The sequence below is a fragment of the Oleiagrimonas citrea genome, assembly GCF_012395255.1.
Lineage (GTDB): Bacteria > Pseudomonadota > Gammaproteobacteria > Xanthomonadales > Rhodanobacteraceae > Oleiagrimonas > Oleiagrimonas citrea.
In genome coordinates this window covers 74,826-98,959 of the sequence record NZ_JAAZQD010000003.1, presented here as the reverse complement: position 1 = coordinate 98,959, position 24,134 = coordinate 74,826, and the positions used below count along the sequence as shown (strand labels likewise).

Genomic DNA, 24,134 nt, shown 5'->3' with positions numbered 1-24,134 from the left:
GAGACGCTGCCATGAATACTTCGACCGATCACATCATCAAGAGTTACGACAAGGAGCTGGAGCGCCTGCGCGGCGAGATCGTGCGCATGGGCGAACTGGCGGTTTCGCAGCTGGAGGCGGCCATCGACGTGGTCGAACGCCGCGACGAGCGCGCCGCGCAGCGCGTGGTCGACAACGACGATGCCATCGATACCATGGAGCACGAGATCAGCCACGGCGTGGTCCGCCTGCTGGCCCTGCGCGCACCGATGGCCAGCGACCTGCGCGCGGTGTTCTCGGCCCTTCGCGTGGCCTCGGACATCGAACGCATCGGCGACTACGCGGCGAACGTGGCCAAGCGCTCGATCCCGCTGTCGATGGTCGCGCCGGTCTCGCCCGCGCACGGCCTTAAGCACCTGTCGCAGCTGGCCGCGGCCTCCGTGCGCAAGGTGCTCAACGCCTACCGCGAAGACGACGCCGAGATGGCGCACGAGGTCTGGCGCGACGACGTGGACGTCGACGAGGCCTACAACGCGCTGTTCCGCGAACTGCTGACCTACATGATGGAAGACCCGCGCAGCATCACCTCGTGCACGCACCTTCTGTTCATGGCCAAGAACATCGAACGCATCGGCGACCACGCCACCAACATCGCCGAGAACGTCTGGTTCGTGGTCAAGGGCGAGCCGCTGGAAGCGCCCCGCGAAAAAGGCGACGAGCCCACCCTTCCGACCGAGTAATAGACTCCCGTGACGCGCCTACCAGGGCGCGTCACGATTGGCATCGCGCGCCGCCCGGCGCGTCTTCACGCCGAACACCATGCCGTAGATGCTGATGAGCAACCACGCGCCCTCCAGCAGGAAGGCCGACAGGTTGAACTCGCCGAACACCAGCGAAATCAGCACACCCAGCGCACCCAGCGCGTTCATCAGCTGGTAGATCATGCGATGCCCGTTGAGCCGCTGCGCCTGCAGCAGAAAGAACGCCAGCAGCACCAGCGCCACGCCGACCAGGCCGATCCAGACATGCCAGGGAAGAATGCTCATGCGTGTCTCCTTGCGGTGATGACTCTGCGCTCATGATGCCCTGCTCATTCGCGCCACACCAGAGACCGGATTCAGCCGGCCCGGCATCCGATATTCCGACAAAGCGCGTGGCTACCCTTTGCTTCGAAATACGCGATGCGACCCCTGTGCGGCAAAAGCAGTTCCCAGACGGGCCTTTCCATCGCTCAGCGTATAGGGGAAATAGACCGTCACGGTGTACCCCCCTCGGTGCTCAAGCTCGATGACCACGACATCCGATTTGGATGCCCCATCGGGCATCTGCACACGAGCATTGTAGGCAAGCGCCGTTGCGCGGATCCGCCCCGCTTTCGCCTTTTGCGCGAAGCCTGCGCGCAACATCGCGATGGCTTGTGTTGAATCAGGGCGTGCATCCCCTTCGCCAGCCATCGCCATCTCGACCTTTCCGGAAAAGGTGAGATCCGCCCCGAAGGGAAAGAATTCACCATGCCTGGCCAAGGATTGCTCGGCAAAGGGAAGCACCGCATCAACGAGTTGCTGTGCCTCATCCTTCGGCGACATGGATCGGCACAAGCCTGGCAGGAAAAGGCAAACAAGGATCAGGCCGACACTTGAAATCTTCATCGGAAGCCAGCCACTCCATGGTCGTGACGATCGTTACAGAAATCACGCACGCCGCTGACGTAACGCCTCGAACAGCGCGACACCGGCACTGACGGACACGTTGAGGCTCTCCATCTCGCCCGGCATCGGAATGCGCGCGAGGAAGTCGCAGGTCTCGCGCGTCAGGCGACGCATACCCTCGCCTTCGCTGCCCAGCACCAGGGCGCACGGACCTTTCAAGTCGATGTCGTACAGCTCCGTCTCGGCTTCGCCGGCGAAGCCGGTCAACCACACGCCGGCGTCCTTCAGCACGCGCAGCGCGCGCGCCAGGTTGGTCGCCGCCACCAACGGCACGCGATCCGCGCCACCGGCCGAGGCGCGGCGCACGACCGGCGTCATGCCGACCGCGCGATCCTTGGGCACGATGACGGCCGTGGCCGAGGCCGCCGCCGCGCTGCGCAAACACGCGCCGAGGTTGTGCGGATCGGTGACGCCGTCCAGCACCAGGAACAGCGCCTCGCTGCCGGCCTCCTCGGCCAGACGCTCCAGATCGTTCTCGCTCAAGGCCTCGGGCGCGGCGTAGCTGGCCACGATGCCCTGATGGCGCGCGCCGCCGGCGACGCGCTCGAGCTGGTCGCGCGCGACCTCGGTCACGGCGATGCCCTGCTTGCGCGCCCGCGCCGCCAGTTCGGCCACGCGCGGGTTGCGCGCACCGCGTTCGACCCGCACTTCGCGCACGCGCTCGGCGTCGTGTCCCAGGGCCCCGTCGACCGGATTGATGCCGACGATCCAGGTGGTGTTGCTCATTACTTGCGGCTCCCGCGCTTGCCGGCCGCCCCCTTGGACGCGGCACGTTTCTTCTTGTGGGCGGCTTTCGCCTTGGATTTGGATTTCGACGGAGCCGTCGCCTCAGACGCGGCCTTGGTCCGCGGCTTGCCCTTGGCGCCGGACGCTCTCCCGGATTTCCGAGACGCCGAAGCCGACGCCTCGGCGTCACGCGCGTTCCGGCCTCGGCCTTCGCTCCTGCCCGCCGACTCCTCGAACAGACGGAAGTCGATCTTGCGATCCTCCATGCTGGCACGAAGCACCTGGATGCGCACGCTTTCGCCCAGACGGAACGTGCGACCGGTGCGCTCGCCCTTGAGCAGACGACGATTGGCGTCGAAATGATAATAGTCGTTGGGCAGCTGGCTGATGTGCACCAGCCCCGACACACCGTGCCCGTCCAGTTCCACGAACAGCCCGAACGAGGTCACGCCGGTGACACGGCCATCGAACGATTCGCCGACGTGCTTTTCCATCCACACGCACTTCAGCCGCTCGTCGACATCGCGCTCGGCTTCCTCGGCGCGGCGTTCGCGCTGCGAACAGTGCGCGGCCATCTTCGCCATCTGCTCGTCGGAATAGACGTAGTTCTTCGGCTTGCCCTTGCGCAGCGCGTAACGGATCGCGCGATGCACCAGCAGATCGGGATAGCGCCGGATCGGCGAAGTGAAGTGCGCGTAGGCATCCAGCGACAGACCGAAATGACCGTGGTTCTGCGGCAGATAGACGGCCAGGCTCATCGAACGCAGCAGCACCGACTGGATCAGCTCGAACTCGGGCTTGTCGCGCACCTTCTTCAGCAGCTTGTCGTAGTCGCCCGGATGCAGCTTCTCCAACGGCGGGAGCTGCAACTTGTACTGGCGCAGGAATTCCTGCAGATCCTCGTACTTGTCCGCCGGCGGCGAGGCGTGCACGCGGAACAGCGCCGGCATCTTCTTGCGTTCCAGAAACTTCGCCGCCTGCACGTTGGCGGCGATCATGCATTCCTCGATCAGCTTGTGCGCATCGTTGCGCGGCGTGACCTCGACCTGGTTCACCTCGCCCTTGCCGTCCAGTCGAAACTTGGCTTCGGCAGTATCGAACTCGATCGCTCCGCGACGGCGACGCTGACCGTCCAGCGCCCGATACAGCGCGTGCAGATCCTCCAGCTGCGGCACATGCGCGGACAGACGCTCGCGCGCCGCCGCGTCCTGCTCGCCGACGACCTGCCAGACTTCGTCGTAGGTCAGGCGCGCATGCGAGCGCATGACGCCTTCGTAGAAGCGCGAGCGGGTGACTTCGCCCCGCTTGTTGACCGACATGTCACATACCAGGCAAAGGCGGTCGACCTTCGGGTTCAGCGAACACAGCCCGTTGGACAACGCTTCCGGCAGCATTGGCACCACGAAGCCCGGGAAATAGGTCGACGTGCTGCGCTCGAAGGCCTCTTCGTCCAGCGGTGTGCCGGGCTGCGTGTAGTGAGCGACGTCGGCGATGGCGACCACCAGCCGCCAGCCGCCGCCGCGCTTGGGCTTGGCATAGACGGCATCGTCGAAATCCTTGGAGTCGTCGCCGTCGATGGTCACCAACGGCAGGTCGCGCAGATCGGTGCGACCATCCAGGTCGCTCTCGCGCACGTCCACCGGCATCTTCTCGACGGCGGACAAGACCGCCTGCGGCCATTCGTGCGGCAGATCGTGCTGGGCGATGGCCACCTCGACCAGCAGCGACGGCTTGAGCCGGTCGCCGAGTACGCTGACGATGGCGCCGATGGGACCGCGTTTGGCATTGGGCGGCTCGGTGATTTCGGCGATCACCACCTGCCCGGCGCGCGCGCCGTTGCAGCGGTCCGGCGGAATCAGCACATCCTGATGCACGCGGTCGTCGTCGGGCACCACCACGGTGATGCCGCGCTCGGTCATCACACGGCCAACGATGCGCGAAAAGCGCCGCTCCAGCACCTCGGCGATCGCGCCCTTGCGGCGGCCGCGACGGTCGACGCTGACGATGCTGGCCAGCACGCGGTCGCCGTGCAGCACCTTGCGCATCTCGTACGGCGACAGATACAGGTCCGGGCTGCCATCGTCCGGGCGCAGGAAACCGTAGCCATCGGCGTTGGCCAGCACCTCGCCGGCAATGAGGTCCAGTTTGCGCGCCACGCCGTAGCCTTCGCGGCGAGTGCGCAGCAGCTGGCCGTCGCGGACCATCGCGCCCAGACGCTTGTCCAGGGCCTGCTGATCGACCTCCTCGGTCAATCCCAGCGCCTCGGCGATGGTCTCCTCGCGCATCAGCTCGCCGCGCGCTTCCAGCAGCGCAAGAATCGCTTCGCGACTGGGAATCGGGCGCGCGTAGCGTTGCGCTTCGCGTTCGGCCCAGGGATCGTTCGGCGATGCGCCGGCGGCTTTGCCGGGAATCTTGCCGGAACGTGTTGTTTTCTTGGTCAAAGGAAATCCTTGTGAGAATGATTGGCGCCGTCTTCGAAAAAAAGACCGCAGCCGGATGTTGACAAGTGGGCTTCAGGTGCCTATCTTACGCGGCTCCGCAACGCCCATGGCGTTGCCCGCACCTTGCCCAGGTGGCGGAATTGGTAGACGCACTAGTTTCAGGTACTAGCGGGTAAAACCGTGGAGGTTCGAGTCCTCTCCTGGGCACCATTTTAAGGTAACGCGACGCTAATACAGTCCCGGTACCGCCCTGAAAACCCCGCCTCGAGCGGGGTTTTTAGTATCTGCGATCCGCACCGATTCAGACTTCGCCGCCGGGACGCTCCAGGGTCGCCTTCAGCTCCACCATGTTGCCCTCTGGATCATACAGATACAACGACGGACCGCTGCCCTGCGCGCCATAGCGCTGACCGGATTCGCCGATGCGTACACCGTGCGCCTGCAGATGAGCGACGATGCGTTTTTCGTGGAACGGATCCACGCGCAGGCACAGATGATCCATGTTGTGCCCCTCGTCGCCCGGCGCCGCGCCGCCCTTGCGGCCGATGGCGCCATCCACGCTGACCAGATCGATCAGACAACTGCCGGCGCGAAGCTGCAGCAACCCGATCTCCTCCTGCCAGCGTTCGGCGGTACAGCCGAGCACTTCGCAATAGAAGCGCCGCATGCGGTCGAGATCGTGCACGCGCAGTACCACATGATCGATCTGGGCGATGTCGAAGGGCGTGTCGGCCATGCCGAGACTCCATGGAACGCGAATCGGGCCTCATGATGCGGGCGCCCGAATGAACCTGTCCACACCACGGCGGACACGAGCAGGCAAAAAAAGGCGTTGGAGGCTGGCGAAAAATACGCCAGCGCCCTGTATAATCGCGCCCTGTGACACCACGGTGGGAGAAGCGGGGCAACCCGCTGCCGAAGGCGCAACGCCCGTAATCGCTCAGGCTCCCGTACCACCGCCGCGAAACGGCCCGTCGAAACACCGGCGCGCACGCCGCAAAACACTCTGGAGAGACCGGTTCGATCCGGCGCCGAAGGGGCAGAAAGCGCGACGCGCTTTTCAAACTCTCAGGCAAAAGGACAGAGGGGCGCGCAACGAGACATCCGCAGGATGCGTTCTGGCGTCACGTCCGCAAAAGCGGACTGCCCGGCGAATCACGCCGGCACGGCCACCGGAACCGCCCGCGAGGTCTCATCGACCGCCGCCCAGCTTCCGGACCGTCCGCCATGAGCCAGCCCTCCACGCCTTCCCTGCGCGACCTCGAACAGCGCGACGCCTTCGTCGCCCGTCACATCGGCCCCAACGACGCCGAAATCCAGCAGATGCTCGAGGCCGTCGGCCACGATTCGCTGGAAGCGATGACCGACGCCATCGTGCCCGGCTCCATCAAGTCCACCGCACCGCTGAACCTCCCGGACGCGATCACCGAGGAAGAGGCGCTGGCCCGTATCCAGGCCGTCGCGAAGAAGAACACCGTCGCGCGCAGCTTCATCGGCCAGGGCTACTACGGCACGCATACGCCCGCCGTCATCGCCCGCAACATCTTCGAGAACCCGGGCTGGTACACGGCCTACACGCCGTACCAGGCGGAGATCTCGCAGGGCCGCATGGAAGCGCTGATCAACTTCCAGACCATGGTCGCCGACCTGACCGGTATGGAAATCGCCAACGCCTCGCTGCTGGACGAAGCCACCGCCGCCGCCGAGGCCATGGCCCTGGCCATGCGCAAGGCCAAAGCGAAGTCGAACGTGTTCTACGTCGCCGACGGCGTGCACCCGCAGACGCTGGAAGTGTTGAAGACCCGTGCCGAGAGCCTCGACATCGAACTGCGCTTCGGCCCGGCCGCCGAAGCCGCCGAGGACGACGGTTTCGGCGTACTGCTGCAGTACCCGGACACCTTCGGCCGCATCGCCGACCACGCAGCCCTGACTGCCGCCGTGCACGCACGCGGCGCACTGGTCGTGGTCGCCACCGATCTGCTGGCGCTGACCCTGATCGCCTCGCCCGGCAGCTGGGACGCCGACATCGTCATCGGCAACAGCCAGCGCTTCGGCGTGCCGCTGGGCTTCGGCGGCCCGCACGCCGCCTGGCTGGCCTGCCGCGACGCCTACAAGCGCAACATGCCGGGCCGCCTGATCGGCGTGTCGGTGGACGCCGAGGGCAAGAAGGCCTACCGCCTGACCCTGCAGACCCGCGAGCAGCACATCCGCCGCGAGAAGGCGACCTCCAACATCTGCACCGCGCAGGTGCTGCTGGCGGTGATGGCTGGCATGTATGCCGTCTACCACGGCCCGGAAGGCCTGCAGCGCATCGCCCGCCGCACGCACCGCCTCACCGCCATCCTCGCCGCCGCGCTGCGCGAGGCCGGCATCCAGGTGGACGGCGACTTCTTCGACACCCTGCACATCACCGGCGTTGACGCCACGGCCCTCCACGCCAAGGCCGCTGTCGCCGGCATCAACCTGCGCGACATCGACGACACCCGTGTCGGCATCAGCCTGGACGAGACCACCACCCGCGCCGAAGTCATGACGCTGGCCGGCCTGTTCGGCGCCACCATCAGCGACGTCGACGCCTTGGACGCCGCCACGCCCGACGCCCTGCCCGCCACCCTGCTGCGTCGCACGCCGTTCCTGACCCATCCGGTGTTCAACACCCACCACAGCGAGCACGAACTGCTGCGCTACCTGCGCAGCCTGTCCGACAAGGATCTGGCGATGGATCGCACCATGATCCCGCTGGGCAGCTGCACCATGAAGCTCAACGCCACCTCGGAAATGATCCCGGTGAGCTGGCCCGAGTTCGCCCACATCCATCCGTTGGCACCGGCTGTGCAGACCGCCGGCTACGCCCAGCTCATCACCGAGCTGGAGCAGATGCTGGCCGAATGCACCGGCTACGATGCCGTCAGCCTGCAGCCGAACTCCGGCGCGCAGGGCGAATACGCCGGCCTGCTGGCGATCCGCGCCTGGCATCGTTCGCGCAATGAGGGCCACCGCAACGTGTGCCTGATCCCCGAGTCCGCACACGGCACCAACCCGGCCTCCGCGCAGATGTGCGGCATGAAGGTGGTGGTGACCAAGTGCGACGCCAACGGCAACGTCGACGTCGAGGACATCCGCGCACAGGCCGAGAAGCACGCGAACGACCTGGCCGCGATCATGCTGACCTACCCGTCCACGCACGGCGTGTTCGAGGAAGACGTGGTCGAGATCTGCGAGATCGTGCATGCGCACGGCGGTCAGGTGTACACCGACGGCGCCAACATGAATGCGCTGGTCGGCTTGGCCAAGCCCGGCAAGTGGGGCTCGGACGTCTCGCACCTCAACCTGCACAAGACCTTCTGCATCCCGCACGGCGGCGGTGGTCCGGGCGTCGGCCCGTGCGCGGTGAAGTCGCATCTGGCGCCGTTCCTGCCGCGCGCGTTCGGTGGCGAAGGCGATGTCGGCATGGTCAGCCAGGCCACCTTCGGCAGCGCGTCCATTCTGCCCATCACCTGGATGTACATCACCATGATGGGCGCCGCCGGCCTGCGCAAGGCCAGCCAGGTCGCGCTGCTCAACGCCAACTACGTGTCCAAGCGCCTCGCGCCGCACTACAAGACGCTGTACACCGGCCGCAAGAAGCTGGTGGCGCACGAGTGCATTCTCGACCTGCGTCCGTTCAAGGACAGCGTCGGCATCGAGGCCGAGGACGTCGCCAAGCGCCTCATCGACTTCGGCTTCCACGCCCCGACCCTGAGCTTCCCGGTCGCCGGCACGCTGATGGTCGAGCCGACCGAGAGCGAGTCGCTGCACGAACTGGACCGCTTCATCGACGCCATGATCGAGATCCGCGAGGAAATCCGCGCGATCGAGGACGGCAAGCTCGACCGCGACGACAACCCGCTGAAGAACGCGCCGCATACCGCGACCATGGTCGCCGGCAGCGAGTGGACCCACGCCTACCCGCGCGAGTTGGCCGCCTTCCCGCTGGCCGTGCTCAAGCAGCAGAAGTACTGGCCGCCGGTTGCCCGCGTCGACAACGTCTACGGCGACAAGAACGTGTTCTGCGAATGCATCCCGGTCGAGGCCTACAAGGAAGCCGAAACCGAGGCATAAATCGTTTCTATTTCGGAGTTTTCCGACAGCGCGGGCCTTCGGGTCCGCGTTTTTTTATGCGCGCCCCAATCGTTCCTTCACGGTGTGCGAACGGCGTTCGTCGTCATTCCGGCTACGCCGGAGGCTCCTCGGGCGGAAGCTTGTCGAGCACGCCCTCCAGATCCTCGATCATCGCTTGCAGCGCATCATGCAGCTGCCCCTGGCGATCCATGAGATCGGCGATCGCATCGGCTTTCTTCAGCTTCGACAATTCGCCGTCGAAGACCAGCCACTCGGCGGTCAGCACCTCGACGTTGTTCTTGGCGTAATGCCGCATTTCCTTGAGTTGCGCCAGCGTATCGCGCAGGCGATCGGCCGTGCTTTTGCTGCTTTCGGCGGACATGACACGCTCCTTCGATGGAAGGTACGGCCATCGTACGCCGCACGCACACGCATCGCAGCGGGGCCTCATCGCCCGGCTTGTTCAGCGTCGCCAAGAAGGTATAACATTTGTTATAACCTGAGTGTGGAGCGATCTCATGAAACTGAAAATCACCGCCATCGGCAATTCCTCCGGCGTGATCCTGCCCAAGGATCTGTTGGCCCGGCTGCGCCTGCAGAAAGGCGACGAACTCTACGCCGTGGAAACGCCCGACGGCATCAAGCTGACCGCGTACGACCCCAAGCTGGCTGCACAGATGGAAGTGGCCGAACAGATCATGCGCGAGGACCGCCAGGTTCTGCACAAGCTGGCGCAGTAGCGGGGACCCGTCATGATTACCTGGATCGAGAAACCGCTCGCCCTCGCCATCCACGACCGCCAACTGGCCGAACATGGGGGCGGCAACGGCGTACGCGACGAGAGCCTGCTCGAGTCCGCATTGGCGCGCCCTCAGCAGATGCACACCTACGGCGAACCGCCTCCCAACCTGGCCGATCTCGCCGCATCGCTGGCGCATGCATTGGCGCGCAATCATCCCTTCGTTGATGGCAACAAGCGGACCGCGCATGTCTGCTACCGCGTCTTCCTGGCGCTCAACGATGCCCGACTGGTCGCCAGCGACGAGGAGAAATACGCACACATGCTGTCCCTGGCCGAAGGCCGCCTGAGCGAAGCCGAGTTCGCCGCCTGGTTGCGCGATCACCTGGAACTGGAAACCGACGGCAGCGTGCATGAGTCCCGTGAGCGCTACCGCGCCGGCTGAATCACCCGAGACATTCTGGAATCAAGCTTTGCAGCGCAGGCCGCAACGAGCGCGGGAACCCGTTCGGCCCGCACATCGGAGAGGGCGAGCATTGCTTTTCCGACAACACACCGCAGCAGCGGAGCCGCGGCAGCCGCTGATCAAAGATCGACACCCTCTCGCGGCACGGCGCCCTCTTCCACTTCCTTGCGCGTCGCCCAGCGCACCACTTTGCCGATGCTCAGCCCCTGCACCAGGATCGAGAACACCACGATGTAGTACGTCATGCTCAGGATCAGGTCGCGCGACGGGCCACTCGGCAGCGACAACGCCAGCGCGATCGAGATCGCACCGCGCAACCCACCCCAGGTCAGCACCTGCCACGCACCGCGCGGCATGTTGAAGTAACGCGACAGCACCGCCATCGGCGCGCCCGCGCACAGCAGCCGCGCCAGCAGCGCCACCACGATCATCCCGGCCGATACCAGCAACACCTGCAGCGAGAACGTCACCGCCGCGAACTCCAGCCCGATCAGCACGAACAGCACTGAATTGAGCATCCAGTCCAGCAGCTCCCAGAACTCGTCGTGGTGCTTACGCGTCAGCTCGGACATGCCGAACTCGCGCCCGTGCTCGCCGACCACCAGACCGGCCACCACCATCGCCAGCGGACCCGACACCTCCAGCTCGCGCGCCAGCGCATAGCCGCCGAGCACCGCCGCCAACGTGATCAGAATCTCGACCTGATAATTATCGATAGTGCGCAGGATGCGGTAGGTGATCCAGCCCAGAATGAGTCCGTAGATCAGGCCGCCGCCCGCCTCGCGCGCCAGCAGCATCGCACCGTGACCCCAATCCGGCACACCGCCGTCCGCGATCATGCCCAGCAGCATGGCGAACAGCACCACGCCGATACCGTCGTTGAACAGCGACTCACCGCTGATCACCACATCCATGCTGCGCGGCGCACCGGCACTGCGGATGATGCCCGCCACCGCCACCGGATCAGTCGGCGAAATCAGCGCCCCGAAAATCAGGCAATACGGCAGCGACAGCGAAAGTCCCGCCCAGCCCAACGCCAGCCACACCGCCCCGCCGATCAGCAGCGTCGAGGCAATCGTCCCCAGCACCGCCAACGCCGTCACATGCCACCGATACGCATGCAGATCGCTGAAATCCACCCCCAGCGCCGCCGCGAACAGCAGCACCGACAGCATGCCCTTCAGCACCACCTCGGGAAAATCGATGGACGCCAGCAACGACGTCTCGTAGTCATGCAGGCCACTGAAGCCCATCCCGTTGAGCAGCGCCAGCACCAGCGACCCGACCAGCGCAATCACCATCACCCCGATCGCCGTCGGCAAGCGCACGAAGCGATGATTGATGTAGGCCACGCCTGCTGTGATCACGAGCAAAACGACAGCTATGTTGAACATGCGCGGCTCCCAGGCAGTGGTGAACAAGCTCCTTATGATGCCATCCGCTCACATTACCGAGTAGACCATGCCCCACGCTCTCTAAAAAATAAAACCGCCCGGGGACCACTTTCAAAGCGGCGTCCTTTAAACACTATGGGAGTTAAAAGGATCAACTGAACCCACGCCCCACTCATCTCACACAATAAAATGAGCCAATACCATCAAGCCACTTACACCAAGGCAACGTCACCCTCATCGCAGGTGAAATTCACGCCCAAAAGGCGCATAAACTCAGTGGCAAAAACTCTAGTTAAAGCTCCATCGACAATATCATCGAGCCAGCCCCATGCACCGTCTTGATTGCACTCCAAAAACCAGTGCCGACCATCAGTGTCAACAACAATATCTATACTGCCAAAGAAAAACCCCATACGACGCATGAAAAACTTTATCTTTTTTGTTATTTCATCATCGATTGCACAAGGTTTGAAATTATCAAAAACATGCCCCTTCCGCCAATCAAGGGACGACGCCTTATATTTTTGAGAATCAATGCGGAAAGGAATGACTCTATCGCCAACAACAACCACTCTCAGCTCATATTTTTTGACAATCTCACGCTGGAAAAAATGGGGGCAGTAGCGTATCTGCTCATCGGAAGCCCCATCCAAATCTTCAGAAGAGACACGCATCGTCATGATGTTAAAAGGAACCCCCCCATCCCCCTCAGGCTTCACTTTAGCACCGGACAAAGATTTCATGATTATTTTTTCGGAATTTTCCGAATAGAAATCCTTTACGGAGTTCTTTTTATTCGTAACCATGGAAGGCGCTACTAGGAATCCAGACTCCGCAGCCAAGGCTTGCTGATAAGGCTTAATCATGCACATGCGAGATTGCAGTGAGTTCACAACTCGCGAACCACAAAAGCCGCATAGAAGCGAATAGAATGCGCGCCATTCACGAGCTGCATACCCTGCAGATTGGTCATCTCCCTTCAGATATAGCTCTGAACCAGGCAAAATTTTTACACGGTTCCAAATTATATAATTTTCAGCAAGAGGCTCACCATCTATACACAGAGAGTACCTCCCACTTTCATCCATCGATAATTCGAAATATGTATCATCCAGATAATCGATGACCTTTACTTCCACAGAACCATCATTTTCCAGCCAGGCTGACACGCGACTTACATGCGGATCAACCTTCGAACCCAAAACTACCAAAACAGGTTTCGCGGCTTCCATAACGTATAATCCCTGAAAAATAAACAAAGAGTGGGAGGGAGTTCTCCCTCCCACTTATTTCTTACAGATCCTGAATCAATTATTCATCAGAACCATCATCGCCACCATCGCTGTTAGGCGTAACAGTGATGGTATTCAGCTGCTTAGCTTTCAACAGGCCGCCAGACACATGGCCAAGCTCTGCGTCACGCAGTTCACGGATTGCAGCGAAGTCCTTCTCATGCTGAGTCAAAACAAACGGCTTCATATTAATCTCCTAAGCTTCAAAATTAAGCATCGTGAGCGATTTACTTGTGGCAAGTAGCCACACCATATTGCACGCTCGCAATGCATCCTTATCCTGGACACATTTCATCCAGGATGTTCTGCATGGCAAAGGCACGTGGACCTTCCGCCCTGCATGTCGCGAAATAGGCTCATGCCAAATTCGCAACTCCTTCCGGCACAGAAACTTTTTGCATACCTAAAGCACCAAGATCGATAACACGATCAGCACTGGCTATAGTTTCCGGCCTATGCGCAATAACAATTCGCGTCATATTCATCTTTTGTATGGCGCTATTAACGTATTTTTCCAAGCGCACATCTAGATGGCTCGTGGCCTCATCGAGGACCAATATTTTTGGCTTTCTATACAGGGCACGAGCCAAAATGATGCGCTGCTTCTGGCCACCAGATAAGCTAGACCCCATGTCACCCACTAAAGTCTCAAACCCCATGGGCATCACCGATATTTCATCGAAGATTCCAGCGGCACGCGCGGCTTCACAAACATCTTCAAAGTTCGCTTGTTGGTCGAAAAAAGAGATATTGTCAGCAATAGAACCAGCAAAAAGATTGTCGTCCTGCATCACCACTGCAACCATACCTCTGTAACGATTCATACCAAGAACTCGAATATCGACACCACCGACTGAAATTTTTCCGTCGCAAGGATTCAATAGACCAAGCATAAGCTTAGCCAAAGTAGACTTGCCACACCCAGAAGGGCCAATAATTGCCACGGACTCCCCTTCACATATTTTTAGACTATATCTATCGAATAACCAAGGATCGCTGTCTGAATAACGAAAACTAATAGATTCCATCACTAGCGTCGGATCCGGGTCCGCCCCGCTATATGCACTCGATGCAAAAGCCTCTTCCTCGGCCAAAGCAATATCAGATATGCGTTCTGCATGCAATTTCAGCATACGGAACTCAATGAATTTATCAATAAGCGCCCCCCCTTTGACCATGAACTGGTCCGCAATAACTAAAAAGGCGACCAACATGCCGAGAGTGAAATTTGCCTTAATGACCAAATATGCGCCCACTGTGACTAAAAATACTCTCCCCCCCGCCGATATCGACTTGCTCAGAGCATTGAATGCGATATCTATGCGCTGACTCTTAAGATCTCGGCGAGCCGCCTCATAGGTTGCACTCATCAGCTTCGCATTTCGCAAAGCTTGTTTATTGGCTAGCTTAATCGCCTGCACGCCGCGAACCGACTCCATGAGCTCAGTTTGCTGCCGTGCACGGTACACGATTCGCTCTTCATGCACTCTCCACATATATTTATATAAAATCATCCTTGCTGCCAAATACACTATAAACGCGGAGACGACTATTCCCGTTAACTTTCCACTGTATAAAAATAATATCAACAAGGCAACAATGCTCATCAAACCATCTAATACGGACTCAATAAATGAGCTTGTCAACGTGTTCTGTACAGCCGTCACGGAATTAAACCTGGACAAGACATCACCGATATGTCTTCTATGAAAAAAATCAAGAGGCAATTTTAATAAGTGGCCAAACAAATTGGTTACCCATTGCACATTTATGCTGGCACCCACCCATGTCAAAACCCAACCGCGGGCGAACTTTAAGGCCGACTGCAAAATTATCACTAACGAAAAAGCAAAACCCAATGTTAATAATAAAGCGGTATCTGTTGAGGTTAAAACTTGATCAATGACCAATTGCATTTGCAATGGAAGCAATAAACCCAAAATCTCTATCGCCAACGCCAAGCCCAATAACAATATAGCAGATCGCTTGAGGCCGACTATTGAGCCGAGCAGACTGAATAAAGAAACACTTTCCCGCTCATGCACTGGCTTAAAATTAGCTGCAGGTTTAACTTCAACCACGACGCCCGTGAAGTGCTCGCTTAACTCATCGGCGGTATATACACACCCCCCTTGCGCAGGGTCATATACTTCGAATTTGTTCTTGCCTAAACCATGCAGGACTACAAAGTGATTCATATCCCAATGCAATATGCATGGGAGCGATATAAAGCGCAAAGAATCGATATCGACCCGAAGAGGACGTGTATCTAAGTCTAGTTTGTTAGCAAATTCAATTAAATCGTGTAAATTAATACCCTTCAGTGAGCTATTGAATCGACGCCGAAGACTAGCAAGATCCACATCATGTCCATGGTAACGCGCAATCATAGCTATACACGCCAGACCGCATTCCGCCGCCTCATTCTGCATTATTAGTGGCAAACGCTTACGCGAAAGAAGCCTCTTTTTAATATCGTCTAATATCGCGTACATTCGACTTCCCCACTAACCTTCATCCTTGAATCCTGATCGTAAATGTCGTAATGGACCAACAAACCAGTACAGTATTTTACTACGACCTAAAATTACATCCGCCTCAAGCGCCATGCCAGACTTCAGGTAATGCTTCCGTCCGTAAGCGTATATTTCCTGCTTATCTATGTTGGCAATCACACGGTACATTCCTCCATTCGCCTTCTCATTTGTAATATTCTCGATATCCGATGATGACAATATATTATTCGAAACAAAACTTACCCCACCATAATATTGGCCAAACCTTTGGTAGGGAAACGCTTTATAATGCAGTACAACACGATCCCCCTTTCTGATGAAGCCTATTGCACTGCTAGGGACGACCAACTCCGCCTGCAGCTTGCTGCCCTTGGGTAAAATATCAACCAACTCTTGTTTCTGAGCAACACTCTGTCCCGGATAGGCAAAAAGGTTACTTACAACCCCTGCGACTGGCGCCCTCAACACAACAGCGTGCTCCGCCGCATTGGATGATATTGATTGTGAAACATCCGACAATTGTTCCTGTATTTTTTTATGCGCCAACTCCGCCTCGAGTGGAAGCCCTCGGAGTTTAGACTCGCTATCAGCAAGCTTCTGCGCCAACTCCAACTTTTTCTGCAGCAACTGCTTCAACTGGCTAATACTTTCAAGAGCTGTATCCCTCTGATTCAGAATTCTGAGCTTACTGACGACGCCCGTATCACCGATTTTTTTCCACTGTTCGTATAGATCCTGCGCACTGTTCGCTCGCACGCGCTGTATTTCAACTTGCTGCCCCAACTCGGACAGCTGCAACTTTAATGCGCGAACTCGTGACTTGAGATCGCCTTTACGTTGCTCATTTGACTCCGCCTGGGCTTTGAGCTGGGACTCTAGATTTTCTTTTTTTTGTTTTAGAGACTTTATAATTGAAGCATATGTATTCCCCATCGACGCACTGTCGATATCACGCGATATCTTCACAAGAGCTTGCCCCGCTCGCACTCGCGCCCCGTTCGAGACAAGTATTTTCGCCACGACACCGGAAGATCTCGCATTGACCGTAACGACTCCCTTGGTGGGCACAAGTACACCACGGACATGCTCATGCGCCGTGTACTCGCCGAACACGATGAGAAATGACAGAGATATTAGTACCAACGCGCTCAAGGCCAAGAAAAACCAGCCGAACCGTGGAGGGCGAAGAAGCACTGTACCCAGCCATCGTTCACGCTGAGCTGCAGCGACCTCTTCCCTAAAGAGCGGAGAGGACATCGGCATACATCCTTGCTAAGTTACTGCTCATACTTCCTGTACGCACCTATCCTAATCCTTTAAGAGCGAAGCCATACTCTTTGCACATTCAAAATGCTCTACCCCCGCCCTTTCAACAGACACGTTGAAAATGCTTTGATAATTCTGCATGCCCCGACCACAAAACGACTTCCGCCTTTGATCGGAATATATGTGTATTACCGGCAGGAGATGTTACAGAGCAAACCCTTTGCCACACCTTTTTTGTATACAGCCTTTGAGGGCAGACATGCAAGCCCTACCACTTTGGCTAGCGCGCAACCACCACAAAAAATTGGGATACACCCCCGCAAGAATCAGAAGAAATATGTGCGCCTCATCAAGTAGTGACTCGACCTTCGTCAGATGCGCTAAGCCTTCCTCGCCCTAAAACAAAAGAACCCCGCCGAGGCGGGGTCCACAGGGTCTTGCTGTACTACCGCTCACGCAAAAGGATCTTCCAACACAATCGTATCATCACGATCCGCCCCGGTTGCGACCAAGGCAAGACGGCAGTGGGAAAGCTCCTCGATAGCGCGAAGATAAGCACGCGCCGCCGCAGGCAGCTTGTTCCATTCGCGCACGCCGGAAGTCGGCTGGTCCCAACCAGGAAACTCGAGGTAAACGGGCTTGCACTCTTCCCAACCGTCGGCGTCGAGCGGGGCGAGCTCACGGCGTTTGCCGCGGTATTCGTAGGCGATGCAGACCTTGATGGTCTCCAGGCCGTCGAGCACGTCCAACTTGGTGATGGCCAGGCCGTTGATGGCGTTGATCTGCACGGCGCGCTGCAGGGCGACGAGGTCGATCCAGCCGCAGCGGCGGGGGCGGCCGGTGCTGGCGCCGAATTCGTTGCCGGCCTTGGCGATGTAGGCGCCGATCTCATCGTGCAGCTCGGTCGGGAACGGACCGCTACCCACGCGCGTGGCGTAGGCCTTGCAGATGCCCAGCACGTAGTCGATGTCGCACGCGCCGACGCCGGTGCCGGCGAGCGCGCCGCCGACGGTGGTGTTGGACGAGGTGACGTACGGATAGGTGCCGTGGTCGATGTCCAGCAGCGCGCCCTGCGCGCCTTCGTACAGGATGTTGCCGCCCTCGGCGCGCACGTCATGCAGCACGGTGGCGACGTCGTCGACCATCGGGCGGATGTATTCGCCCCAGGACAATGCGGCGTCCAGGACTTCCTTCTCGTCGACCGGCTCGGCCTTCAGCCACTGGGTCAGAACGAAGTTGTAGTACTCGACGGCGGTCTTGATCTTCTCCGGAAGCTCGTGCGGGTACATCAGATCGGCGACGCGGATGGAACGGCGCGCGACCTTGTCCTCGTAGGCCGGACCGATGCCGCGACCGGTGGTGCCAATGGCCTTGCCGCCGGCCGCCTTCTCGCGGGCCTGATCCAGGGCGATGTGGTACGGCATGATCAGCGGCGTGGCCGGGCTGATCTTCAGGCGCGAGCGGACTTCGACGCCGTTGGATTCCAGTTCGGCGATCTCGTTCTTCAGCGCGGCCGGCGACAGCACCACGCCGTTGCCGATGAGGCAGGTCACGCCTTCACGCAGGATGCCCGATGGGATCAGGTGCAGGACGGTCTTCTTGCCGTCGATGACCAGCGTGTGGCCGGCGTTGTGACCGCCCTGGAAGCGGGCCACGGCGCCGACGCGCTCGGTCAGCAGATCGACGATCTTGCCCTTGCCCTCGTCGCCCCACTGCGCGCCCAGGATTACGACTGACTTGCCCATCTCGATGTTCTCGCTTTGACTGGAAGTGCCCGTACCGGGCGGTTTCAGATTGAGTTTCACGGTTGGCGGACGGCGTCCGCCCTACGTTGCGTTGTGGTCTGATCCTGGAGTCGCGGGGTCCCGGCCTTCGCCGGGATGACGAACTTCGGATCTTGCGTTGGAACGGACATCGCGCGCGCGCAGGACAAGCATGGAGCAGGCTCGATCATGTCGCGATGCGGTTGCCGGGATGCCCATCCTGTCTTCTCCGTTGCCGGTCAACGACGCTTAAAACACGAACCGCAGCGTGATGACGCCGATAGCGAGGGCCGCGGCGCCGATCAGGCGCAGGGTCTTCGGTTCCATCTCCGCGGCCTGGCGCGCCATGCGCTGCCAGGCCTGCGGGGCCGCGAACAGCACCAGCCCCTCGAACACGAGCACCAGGCACAGCGCGGCGTAGAAATCCTTCGGCATGACGACGCGCCGGTCAGCGCTTGTTGCCGTCCTGATTGTCGAAGAAGCGCATGAAGTTGGAATCGGACTTCAGCACCAGCACGCCCTTGCCGTTGGCGAACGCGTGGCGATAGGCCTGCAGGCTGCGGTAGAAGTCGTAGAACTTCGGGTCCTGGCTGTAGGTCTTGGCGTAGATCTGCGCGGCCGTCGCGTCACCCTCGCCGCGTACCTTGGCGGCATCGCGGTGAGCATCGGCGATCAACACCTGACGCTGACGGTCGGCGTCGGCGCGGATCTTTTCGCCGGCTTCCTTACCGGTCGAACGCAGTTCGTTGGCCAGCTTGGTGCGCTCGGCGCGCATGCGCTTGTAGACCGAGTCGCTGACTTCGCTGGGCAGATCGATCTGCTTGATGCGCACGTCCACGACCTCGATGCCCAGCGACTTGCGCGTGGACTTGTCGGCCAGTTCGCGCACGCGCTTGGTGATGTCCTTGCGGCCGCCGGAGATGAGTTCGTCCAGCGGGCGCGCGTTGACCTCGAAACGCAGCGCGTCCTTGATGATCGGCGACAGACGCTGACGCGCCTGGGTCAGGTCGCCGGCGGTGGCCAGATAGTACGTGGTGTTCTTGGCGATGCGCCATTTCACGTAGAAGTCGACCTTGACGCTCTTCTTCTCCAGCGTGAAGTAGCGCTCGGGCTGCGCGTCCAGGGTCTGGATGCGCGCGTCGAAGCGCATGACCTGCTGCACGAACGGCCACTTGAAGTGCAGGCCCGGCTGGTCGTTGGTGCGCTCGATGCGGCCGAACTGCAGGACGATGGCGGTCTGTCCCTCACGCACGACGAAGGCCGAACTCCACACGCCCAGGACAATGAGAATGGCGACGATGGCGCTTGCGATCTTCACTGGCCACCTCCCGTGGTCGAGCTGGACTGGACCGCCGCGCCCTTCACGGCGTCGGACGGCTGCGAACCGTTCTTGGACTTGCCGAACAGCTTGTCCACCGGCAGATAGATCATGTTGCGACCGTTGCTGCCGTCGAAGACCTTCGGATTGTTGGCCAGCACGCTTTCCATGGTCTCCAGCCACAAGCGTTCGCGCGTGACCTGCGGCGCGGCGCGATACTGCGCCAGCAGCAGCTTGAAGCGCTCGGTGTCGCCGGTGGCACGGGCGATGCGCTCAGCCTTGTAGCCGGCCGCTTCGGCCGCGATGCGCGCGGCGGCGCCACGTGCGACCGGGACCACCTGGCTGGCGTAGGCCTGCGCTTCGTTCTCGATGCGCTGTTTGTCCTCGCGCGCCTTGTTGACGTCGTCGAAGGCATCGCGCACCTGATCCGGCGGCGACACGTTCTGGAAGCTGACTTCGGTCACGACGATGCCGCAGTGGTAACCGTCCAGCGTGCTCTGCAGCGCTTCACGGGTCTTGGCGACCAGTTCCGCGCCCTGCCCGGACAGCAGCGTGTCCATGTTGTTGTTGCCGACCACCGAACGCACGGCGGCCTCGGCGGCCTCCTTCAGCGTCTCGTCCGGGTCGGTCATGGAGAACAAGAACTTGCGCGCGTCCGAAACCTGGTACTGCACGTTGAAATCGACCGAGACGATGTTCTCGTCGTTGGTCAGCATGGTGGCCCGGTCGGAAACCGAACGCACCTGCGTCGTGAAGACCTTGCTGACATGCTCGATCGGCGCCGGCAACTTCAAATGGAAGCCCGGCGGCAGCGTGCGCGAGTACTGGCCGAAGCGCAGCACCACGCCGACCTGACGTGCGTCGATGACGGTGTAGCTGGACAGCACCACCCAGGCCAGCAGCAGCGCCACGATGATGGTGAACAATCCGCCGCCGCCGCGACCGAACCGGCCGAAGCGTGCACGCAGCTGTTTGAGGAATTTCTCGAAATCGGGGCCGTTGCCGCCATTGCCGCCAGAGCCGTTGTTGCGGCCCCAGGGATCGCGCTGCTTTCCGCCACCAGGTTCATTCCAGGCCATGGGTCAGGCGTCTCCTGCGGGCAGCCGGTGGGTCGGCGCATTGCGTCCACGCCGGCTGCTTGTCATGAAGGGTTCGTGCATCGCTGCGAAGGGTCGAATCCGGCACCCGCGATCAATGCGGCACGCCGGGAATACGAAACGATGCAAATGGTAGCAGATCGAGGCCGTGCAAGCCCCTGCCCCGGCGGGTTCAGACCGGCTCCTGCGGCGGCGCGATCGCCGCCTGCAAGGCACGCGCGGCCTCGTCGCCGGAACCGGCCAGCGGTGCCAGCACACTGCGCGGCGCGTCGAGGCGCAGCTGCCAGCCGTCGGCGTCGACGTGCTCTTCGGCGATGGCGCCGAGCGCGGTCAGGCGTGCGTGCATGCGGCCGGCGCTGAGCGGCAATTGCAGCTCGACGCGAACACGCTCGCCGCCGAGCCGCTCGCCCAGCGCCTGGCGCAGCAAGTCCAGGCCCTGCCCCGTCACCGCCGACAGCGACACCTGCTGGGGCACCCCCTCGCCGTCGCGCTGGATCGACGGTTCGGCATCGGTCAGGTCGATCTTGTTCATCACCCGCAACTGCGGCACATCGCCGGCGCCGATTTCCGCCAGCACCTCGTTGACCACCTGCGCCAGCAGTTCACGCTCGTCGTCGGCGGCATCGCTGACGTGCAGCAGCAGATCGGCGTCGCGCGCCTCCGACAGCGTGGCGCGGAAGGCGGCGACCAGGTCATGCGGCAGCTCGCGGATGAAGCCGACGGTGTCGGCGATCACGGCCGGTCCGCAGGACAGGTCCTCGATGCGGCGCACGGTCGGATCCAGCGTGGCGAACAGCTGATCGGCCGCGTACACGCCACCGGTGGTGATGACGTTGAACAGCGTGGACTTGCCGGCGTTGGTGTAACCGACCAGCGCCACGCGCGGCACCGTGTTGCGCAAACGCGCACGGCGCTGCTGCTCACGCTGCGTGTTCACCTTCGCCAGACGCTGGGTCAGCATCTTGACCCGCGCGGCAAGCAGACGGCGGTCGGTTTCCAGCTGCGTCTCGCCGGGGCCGCGGTTGCCGATGGCGCCGCCGCGCTGGGTATCCAGATGCGTCCAGCCGCGCACCAGGCGCGTGGCCAGGTGCTTGAGCTGGGCCAACTCGACTTCCAGCTTGCCTTCGTGCGAACGCGCGCGCTGGGCGAAGATGTCCAGAATCAGGCCCGCACGGTCGACCACGCGCGCCTTCAGATGCGCTTCGAGGTTGCGTTCCTGTACCGGCGTCAGCGTGTGGTCGACCAGCACGAGATCAGCTTCGACGCCGCGCACGATCTCGGCCAGTTCGTCGGCCTTGCCGGAACCGATGTAGAACTTCGGGTTCGGACGGTCGACGCGCGCGTCGAGCCGCGCCAGCACTTCGGCGCCGGCCGAACTCACCAGTTCGACGAATTCGTCGGCGCGGCTGGCGCTGTCGACGTCGCCGCGGCCATGCGGCAGGACGACGACGGCGCGCTCGCCTTTTTTCTCACGTTCAAACAGAGGCGTTCACCCTGAGGATGCGTGCCGCGATGCGGAATGCATCGACGGCGGGACGCATAGTGTAACGCCGGCGCCCCGCGACGGAGGCGGATCGAGCCGCGAAGCGCCCCGCGCAGGGGCCGCGGTTCAGGCTTCGGCGGATTCCGCCTGCTGGTTGTTCTGCGCGCCATGGTCGTCCAGACGCACATTGCGGCTGGGCACAACCGTGGAAATGGCGTGCTTGTACACCATCTGGCTGACCTGATTGCGCAGCAGAACGACGAACTGATCGAACGATTCGATCGTGCCTTGCAGCTTGATGCCGTTGACCAGGTACACGGCGACCGGAACGCGCTCGCGGCGCAGGGCGTTCAGGAACGGGTCTTGCAAGGATTGTCCCTTGGACATTGTTGTTATCTCCCCTCGCCTCGCTGCGCGCAGACGCGCGCAAGGCATGATGCAGGCAACCGGCGAAATGGCATGCCGAACCGTTCCGGCAGCCCCGATCGCAACCCGCCCGTTCCGTTCGGCTTCCTCGCCGGACGAAACAGGCACTGACGGGAATCTTAAACCCCTGCCGTTTTCGCGCAAGCACGTATTCGGCATAAATGAACGCGGCCGTTCGCTATAGAGCTTTCAGAACTCATCAGGGCGGGCGAAGCATGTTCTGGAGGGGGAGAAAGGTGATGCGCAACGCACGCTGCGCAGGCGACTTCGCGTAACGTGCAGAGCCATGTCCGGGCATCCCGGGCCACGCTGAAGCTTCCGATGCAGAGGTGACACAGACGGCTCGCAGGTCGACGGCGCATCCAAGACGATGACCGCGACGAACGGCGCGGCACAGAAGGAAGAGACTTCGGGGCTAGCCCGTCCCGGCATGCGCGAGGAATCTGTGCACGGAACGGCGCGCTTCCGCGAGTACATCCTGCCGGTCCGGGTCCAGGCAACGCGCGTCGAATTCGCGGCGCAGCCAGGTGGTCTGCCGCTTGGCCAGCTGACGTGTGGCGAAGACGATGCGTTCGGCCAGCTCCTCGCGCGGCAGCTCGCTGTCCAGATACTGCCAGGTCTGCCGATAACCGACGGCGCGGATGGCCGGCAGTTCCGGCTGCAGATCGCCGCGAGCGCGCAGGCACCGAACTTCCTCGATCAGGCCTGCTTCGAGCATACCGTCCACGCGTGCCGCAATGCGCGCATGCAACCGTGTACGGTCGACCGGCAGCAGCGCCAGTTTCAGCACGCGCCACGGAAAATGCGGCGCGGACGGTCCCTGCTGCAGGGTGCTCAGCGGCTGGCCGCTGAGTTCGATGACCTCCAGCGCGCGCGACAGGCGCTGTGCGTCCTGCGGGCCGATGCGCGCCGCCGCCTGTGGATCGAGCGCGCGCAGGCGCGCATGCAACGCCGGCCAGCCTTCGCGCTCAGCCTCGGCCTGCAGGCGCGCGCGAATCCCGGGATCGGCCTCCGGCAGCGGCGACAGCCCGTGCTGCAGGGCGCGGAAATACAGGCCCGTGCCGCCGACCAGTAGCGGCACCCGACCCTGCTCCGTCGCCTCGCGCATGGCCAGCAGCGCATCCTCGCGGAAGTCCGCCGCCGAATACGGCTGCGCCGGGTCGCGAATGTCGATCAGCGCGTGCGGATAGCGGCGCAGCGTGGCCGCGTCCGGCTTGGCGCTGCCGATATCCAGCCCGCGGTAGACCAGCGCCGAATCGACGCTGATCAGGGACAGCGGAAACTCGTCGCTCAGCGCACAGGCAAGATCGGTCTTGCCGGTGGCGGTTGGCCCCATCAGGAAAATGGCAAGCGGGCGGGTATCGGTCGCGGACATGCGCGGCATTGTAGGCAATGCGGACACAAAAAACGGGCGACGC

Annotated in this window: 22 protein-coding genes, 1 tRNA gene and 2 riboswitches; of the genes, 5 read left to right on the top strand and 18 right to left on the bottom strand. The window is 61.3% G+C overall.

All coding sequences use genetic code 11. From position 1 onward, the window contains the following. Positions 1-11: 11 nt before the first annotated feature. Positions 12-719 carry a phosphate signaling complex protein PhoU gene (phoU, locus tag HF690_RS07520; protein WP_113063427.1) on the top strand — a complete coding sequence of 236 codons (708 nt, stop codon included), beginning with the start codon at positions 12-14 and terminating at the stop codon, positions 717-719. Positions 720-737: 18 nt separating this feature from the next. On the opposite strand, the gene HF690_RS07515 is transcribed toward phoU, so the two are convergent. The 4 genes from HF690_RS07515 to rnr form a co-directional block, all read right to left on the bottom strand. Beyond that, positions 738-1,025 carry a CBU_0592 family membrane protein gene (locus HF690_RS07515; RefSeq protein WP_113063428.1) on the bottom strand — a complete coding sequence of 96 codons (288 nt, stop codon included), beginning with the start codon at positions 1,023-1,025 and terminating at the stop codon, positions 738-740. A 111-nt stretch (positions 1,026-1,136) separates the two neighbouring features. Continuing rightward, positions 1,137-1,628 carry a hypothetical protein gene (locus HF690_RS07510; protein ID WP_113063429.1) on the bottom strand — a complete coding sequence of 164 codons (492 nt, stop codon included), beginning with the start codon at positions 1,626-1,628 and terminating at the stop codon, positions 1,137-1,139. A gap of 42 nt (positions 1,629-1,670) precedes the next feature. Then, entirely contained in the window at positions 1,671-2,414 is a 744-nt protein-coding gene (gene rlmB / locus HF690_RS07505; RefSeq protein WP_168609017.1) for a 23S rRNA (guanosine(2251)-2'-O)-methyltransferase RlmB, read from the bottom strand. After that, positions 2,414-4,855 carry a ribonuclease R gene (rnr, locus tag HF690_RS07500; protein WP_240151678.1) on the bottom strand — a complete coding sequence of 814 codons (2,442 nt, stop codon included), beginning with the start codon at positions 4,853-4,855 and terminating at the stop codon, positions 2,414-2,416. The genes rlmB and rnr overlap by 1 nt, the downstream gene beginning before the upstream one ends. Positions 4,856-4,980: 125 nt before the next feature. On the opposite strand from rnr, the gene HF690_RS07495 reads away from it, so the two are divergent. Next, a tRNA-Leu gene (locus HF690_RS07495) sits at positions 4,981-5,065 on the top strand. A gap of 91 nt (positions 5,066-5,156) precedes the next feature. On the opposite strand, the gene HF690_RS07490 is transcribed toward HF690_RS07495, so the two are convergent. Continuing rightward, the gene (locus HF690_RS07490; RefSeq protein ID WP_168609016.1) at positions 5,157-5,591 is read right to left on the bottom strand and encodes a VOC family protein; all 435 of its coding nucleotides are present in this window, start codon (positions 5,589-5,591) and stop codon (positions 5,157-5,159) included. 145 nt (positions 5,592-5,736) lie between these two features. After that, positions 5,737-5,821: riboswitch (glycine riboswitch) on the top strand. A 30-nt stretch (positions 5,822-5,851) separates the two neighbouring features. Next, positions 5,852-5,949: riboswitch (glycine riboswitch) on the top strand. A 133-nt stretch (positions 5,950-6,082) separates the two neighbouring features. Here HF690_RS07490 and gcvP point away from each other — a divergent pair. Then, positions 6,083-8,956 (top strand): aminomethyl-transferring glycine dehydrogenase, encoded by a 2,874-nt coding sequence (gene gcvP / locus HF690_RS07485; RefSeq protein WP_168609015.1) that lies wholly within the window; start codon positions 6,083-6,085, stop codon positions 8,954-8,956. 112 nt (positions 8,957-9,068) lie between these two features. On the opposite strand, the gene HF690_RS07480 is transcribed toward gcvP, so the two are convergent. Further along, entirely contained in the window at positions 9,069-9,338 is a 270-nt protein-coding gene (locus HF690_RS07480; protein WP_168609014.1) for a hypothetical protein, read from the bottom strand. Positions 9,339-9,474: 136 nt separating this feature from the next. Between HF690_RS07480 and HF690_RS07475 the strand changes: the two genes are divergently transcribed. Both HF690_RS07475 and HF690_RS07470 read left to right on the top strand, forming a co-directional pair. Then, a complete protein-coding gene (locus HF690_RS07475) occupies positions 9,475-9,696 on the top strand; it encodes an AbrB/MazE/SpoVT family DNA-binding domain-containing protein (protein ID WP_113063435.1) in 222 nt (73 codons plus the stop codon). A 12-nt stretch (positions 9,697-9,708) separates the two neighbouring features. Continuing rightward, positions 9,709-10,140: a type II toxin-antitoxin system death-on-curing family toxin gene (locus HF690_RS07470; RefSeq protein ID WP_168609013.1), complete on the top strand. Its 432-nt coding sequence runs from the start codon at positions 9,709-9,711 to the stop codon at positions 10,138-10,140. A 140-nt stretch (positions 10,141-10,280) separates the two neighbouring features. On the opposite strand, the gene HF690_RS07465 is transcribed toward HF690_RS07470, so the two are convergent. The 12 genes from HF690_RS07465 to miaA all read right to left on the bottom strand — a co-directional run bounded on the left by HF690_RS07465 (position 10,281) and on the right by miaA (position 24,091). Next, positions 10,281-11,555, bottom strand: coding sequence for a cation:proton antiporter (locus HF690_RS07465; protein ID WP_168609012.1), 1,275 nt, complete (start codon positions 11,553-11,555; stop codon positions 10,281-10,283). A 212-nt stretch (positions 11,556-11,767) separates the two neighbouring features. Then, entirely contained in the window at positions 11,768-12,787 is a 1,020-nt protein-coding gene (locus HF690_RS07460; RefSeq protein WP_168609011.1) for an MvdC/MvdD family ATP grasp protein, read from the bottom strand. 79 nt (positions 12,788-12,866) lie between these two features. After that, on the bottom strand, positions 12,867-13,034 hold the full coding sequence (locus HF690_RS07455) for a hypothetical protein (protein ID WP_168609010.1): 168 nt from the start codon (positions 13,032-13,034) through the stop codon (positions 12,867-12,869). 169 nt (positions 13,035-13,203) lie between these two features. After that, positions 13,204-15,342, bottom strand: coding sequence for a peptidase domain-containing ABC transporter (locus HF690_RS07450; protein WP_168609009.1), 2,139 nt, complete (start codon positions 15,340-15,342; stop codon positions 13,204-13,206). A 12-nt stretch (positions 15,343-15,354) separates the two neighbouring features. Then, entirely contained in the window at positions 15,355-16,620 is a 1,266-nt protein-coding gene (locus HF690_RS07445) for an HlyD family secretion protein (RefSeq protein WP_168609008.1), read from the bottom strand. Between the two features lie 461 nt (positions 16,621-17,081). Next, on the bottom strand, positions 17,082-18,374 hold the full coding sequence (locus tag HF690_RS07440) for an adenylosuccinate synthase (RefSeq protein WP_168609007.1): 1,293 nt from the start codon (positions 18,372-18,374) through the stop codon (positions 17,082-17,084). A 267-nt stretch (positions 18,375-18,641) separates the two neighbouring features. After that, positions 18,642-18,827, bottom strand: a complete 186-nt coding sequence (locus tag HF690_RS07435) for a DUF2065 domain-containing protein (RefSeq protein ID WP_113063443.1) — start codon at positions 18,825-18,827, stop codon at positions 18,642-18,644. A 13-nt stretch (positions 18,828-18,840) separates the two neighbouring features. Beyond that, positions 18,841-19,710: a protease modulator HflC gene (gene hflC, locus HF690_RS07430; protein ID WP_113063444.1), complete on the bottom strand. Its 870-nt coding sequence runs from the start codon at positions 19,708-19,710 to the stop codon at positions 18,841-18,843. Next, entirely contained in the window at positions 19,707-20,789 is a 1,083-nt protein-coding gene (gene hflK, locus HF690_RS07425) for an FtsH protease activity modulator HflK (protein WP_113063445.1), read from the bottom strand. The genes hflC and hflK overlap by 4 nt, the downstream gene beginning before the upstream one ends. Before the next feature lie 190 nt (positions 20,790-20,979). Next, a complete protein-coding gene (gene hflX / locus HF690_RS07420) occupies positions 20,980-22,290 on the bottom strand; it encodes a ribosome rescue GTPase HflX (protein ID WP_168609316.1) in 1,311 nt (436 codons plus the stop codon). A 126-nt stretch (positions 22,291-22,416) separates the two neighbouring features. Further along, the gene (gene hfq, locus HF690_RS07415; RefSeq protein WP_113063447.1) at positions 22,417-22,677 is read right to left on the bottom strand and encodes an RNA chaperone Hfq; all 261 of its coding nucleotides are present in this window, start codon (positions 22,675-22,677) and stop codon (positions 22,417-22,419) included. A gap of 454 nt (positions 22,678-23,131) precedes the next feature. Further along, on the bottom strand, positions 23,132-24,091 hold the full coding sequence (gene miaA, locus HF690_RS07410; RefSeq protein ID WP_205300812.1) for a tRNA (adenosine(37)-N6)-dimethylallyltransferase MiaA: 960 nt from the start codon (positions 24,089-24,091) through the stop codon (positions 23,132-23,134). Positions 24,092-24,134: the final 43 nt, after the last annotated feature.

What these genes read in the sequence shown, in the direction of transcription:
- phoU (WP_113063427.1), top strand. Translation starts at nt 12, where the DNA reads ATGAATACTTCGACCGATCACATCATCAAGAGTTACGACAAGGAGCTG.
- HF690_RS07515 (WP_113063428.1), bottom strand. Translation starts at nt 1,025, where the DNA reads ATGAGCATTCTTCCCTGGCATGTCTGGATCGGCCTGGTCGGCGTGGCG.
- HF690_RS07510 (WP_113063429.1), bottom strand. Translation starts at nt 1,628, where the DNA reads ATGAAGATTTCAAGTGTCGGCCTGATCCTTGTTTGCCTTTTCCTGCCA.
- rlmB (WP_168609017.1), bottom strand. Translation starts at nt 2,414, where the DNA reads ATGAGCAACACCACCTGGATCGTCGGCATCAATCCGGTCGACGGGGCC.
- HF690_RS07490 (WP_168609016.1), bottom strand. Translation starts at nt 5,591, where the DNA reads ATGGCCGACACGCCCTTCGACATCGCCCAGATCGATCATGTGGTACTG.
- gcvP (WP_168609015.1), top strand. Translation starts at nt 6,083, where the DNA reads ATGAGCCAGCCCTCCACGCCTTCCCTGCGCGACCTCGAACAGCGCGAC.
- HF690_RS07480 (WP_168609014.1), bottom strand. Translation starts at nt 9,338, where the DNA reads ATGTCCGCCGAAAGCAGCAAAAGCACGGCCGATCGCCTGCGCGATACG.
- HF690_RS07475 (WP_113063435.1), top strand. Translation starts at nt 9,475, where the DNA reads ATGAAACTGAAAATCACCGCCATCGGCAATTCCTCCGGCGTGATCCTG.
- HF690_RS07470 (WP_168609013.1), top strand. Translation starts at nt 9,709, where the DNA reads ATGATTACCTGGATCGAGAAACCGCTCGCCCTCGCCATCCACGACCGC.
- HF690_RS07465 (WP_168609012.1), bottom strand. Translation starts at nt 11,555, where the DNA reads ATGTTCAACATAGCTGTCGTTTTGCTCGTGATCACAGCAGGCGTGGCC.
- HF690_RS07460 (WP_168609011.1), bottom strand. Translation starts at nt 12,787, where the DNA reads ATGGAAGCCGCGAAACCTGTTTTGGTAGTTTTGGGTTCGAAGGTTGAT.
- HF690_RS07455 (WP_168609010.1), bottom strand. Translation starts at nt 13,034, where the DNA reads ATGAAGCCGTTTGTTTTGACTCAGCATGAGAAGGACTTCGCTGCAATC.
- HF690_RS07450 (WP_168609009.1), bottom strand. Translation starts at nt 15,342, where the DNA reads ATGTACGCGATATTAGACGATATTAAAAAGAGGCTTCTTTCGCGTAAG.
- HF690_RS07445 (WP_168609008.1), bottom strand. Translation starts at nt 16,620, where the DNA reads ATGTCCTCTCCGCTCTTTAGGGAAGAGGTCGCTGCAGCTCAGCGTGAA.
- HF690_RS07440 (WP_168609007.1), bottom strand. Translation starts at nt 18,374, where the DNA reads ATGGGCAAGTCAGTCGTAATCCTGGGCGCGCAGTGGGGCGACGAGGGC.
- HF690_RS07435 (WP_113063443.1), bottom strand. Translation starts at nt 18,827, where the DNA reads ATGCCGAAGGATTTCTACGCCGCGCTGTGCCTGGTGCTCGTGTTCGAG.
- hflK (WP_113063445.1), bottom strand. Translation starts at nt 20,789, where the DNA reads ATGGCCTGGAATGAACCTGGTGGCGGAAAGCAGCGCGATCCCTGGGGC.
- hfq (WP_113063447.1), bottom strand. Translation starts at nt 22,677, where the DNA reads ATGTCCAAGGGACAATCCTTGCAAGACCCGTTCCTGAACGCCCTGCGC.
- miaA (WP_205300812.1), bottom strand. Translation starts at nt 24,091, where the DNA reads ATGTCCGCGACCGATACCCGCCCGCTTGCCATTTTCCTGATGGGGCCA.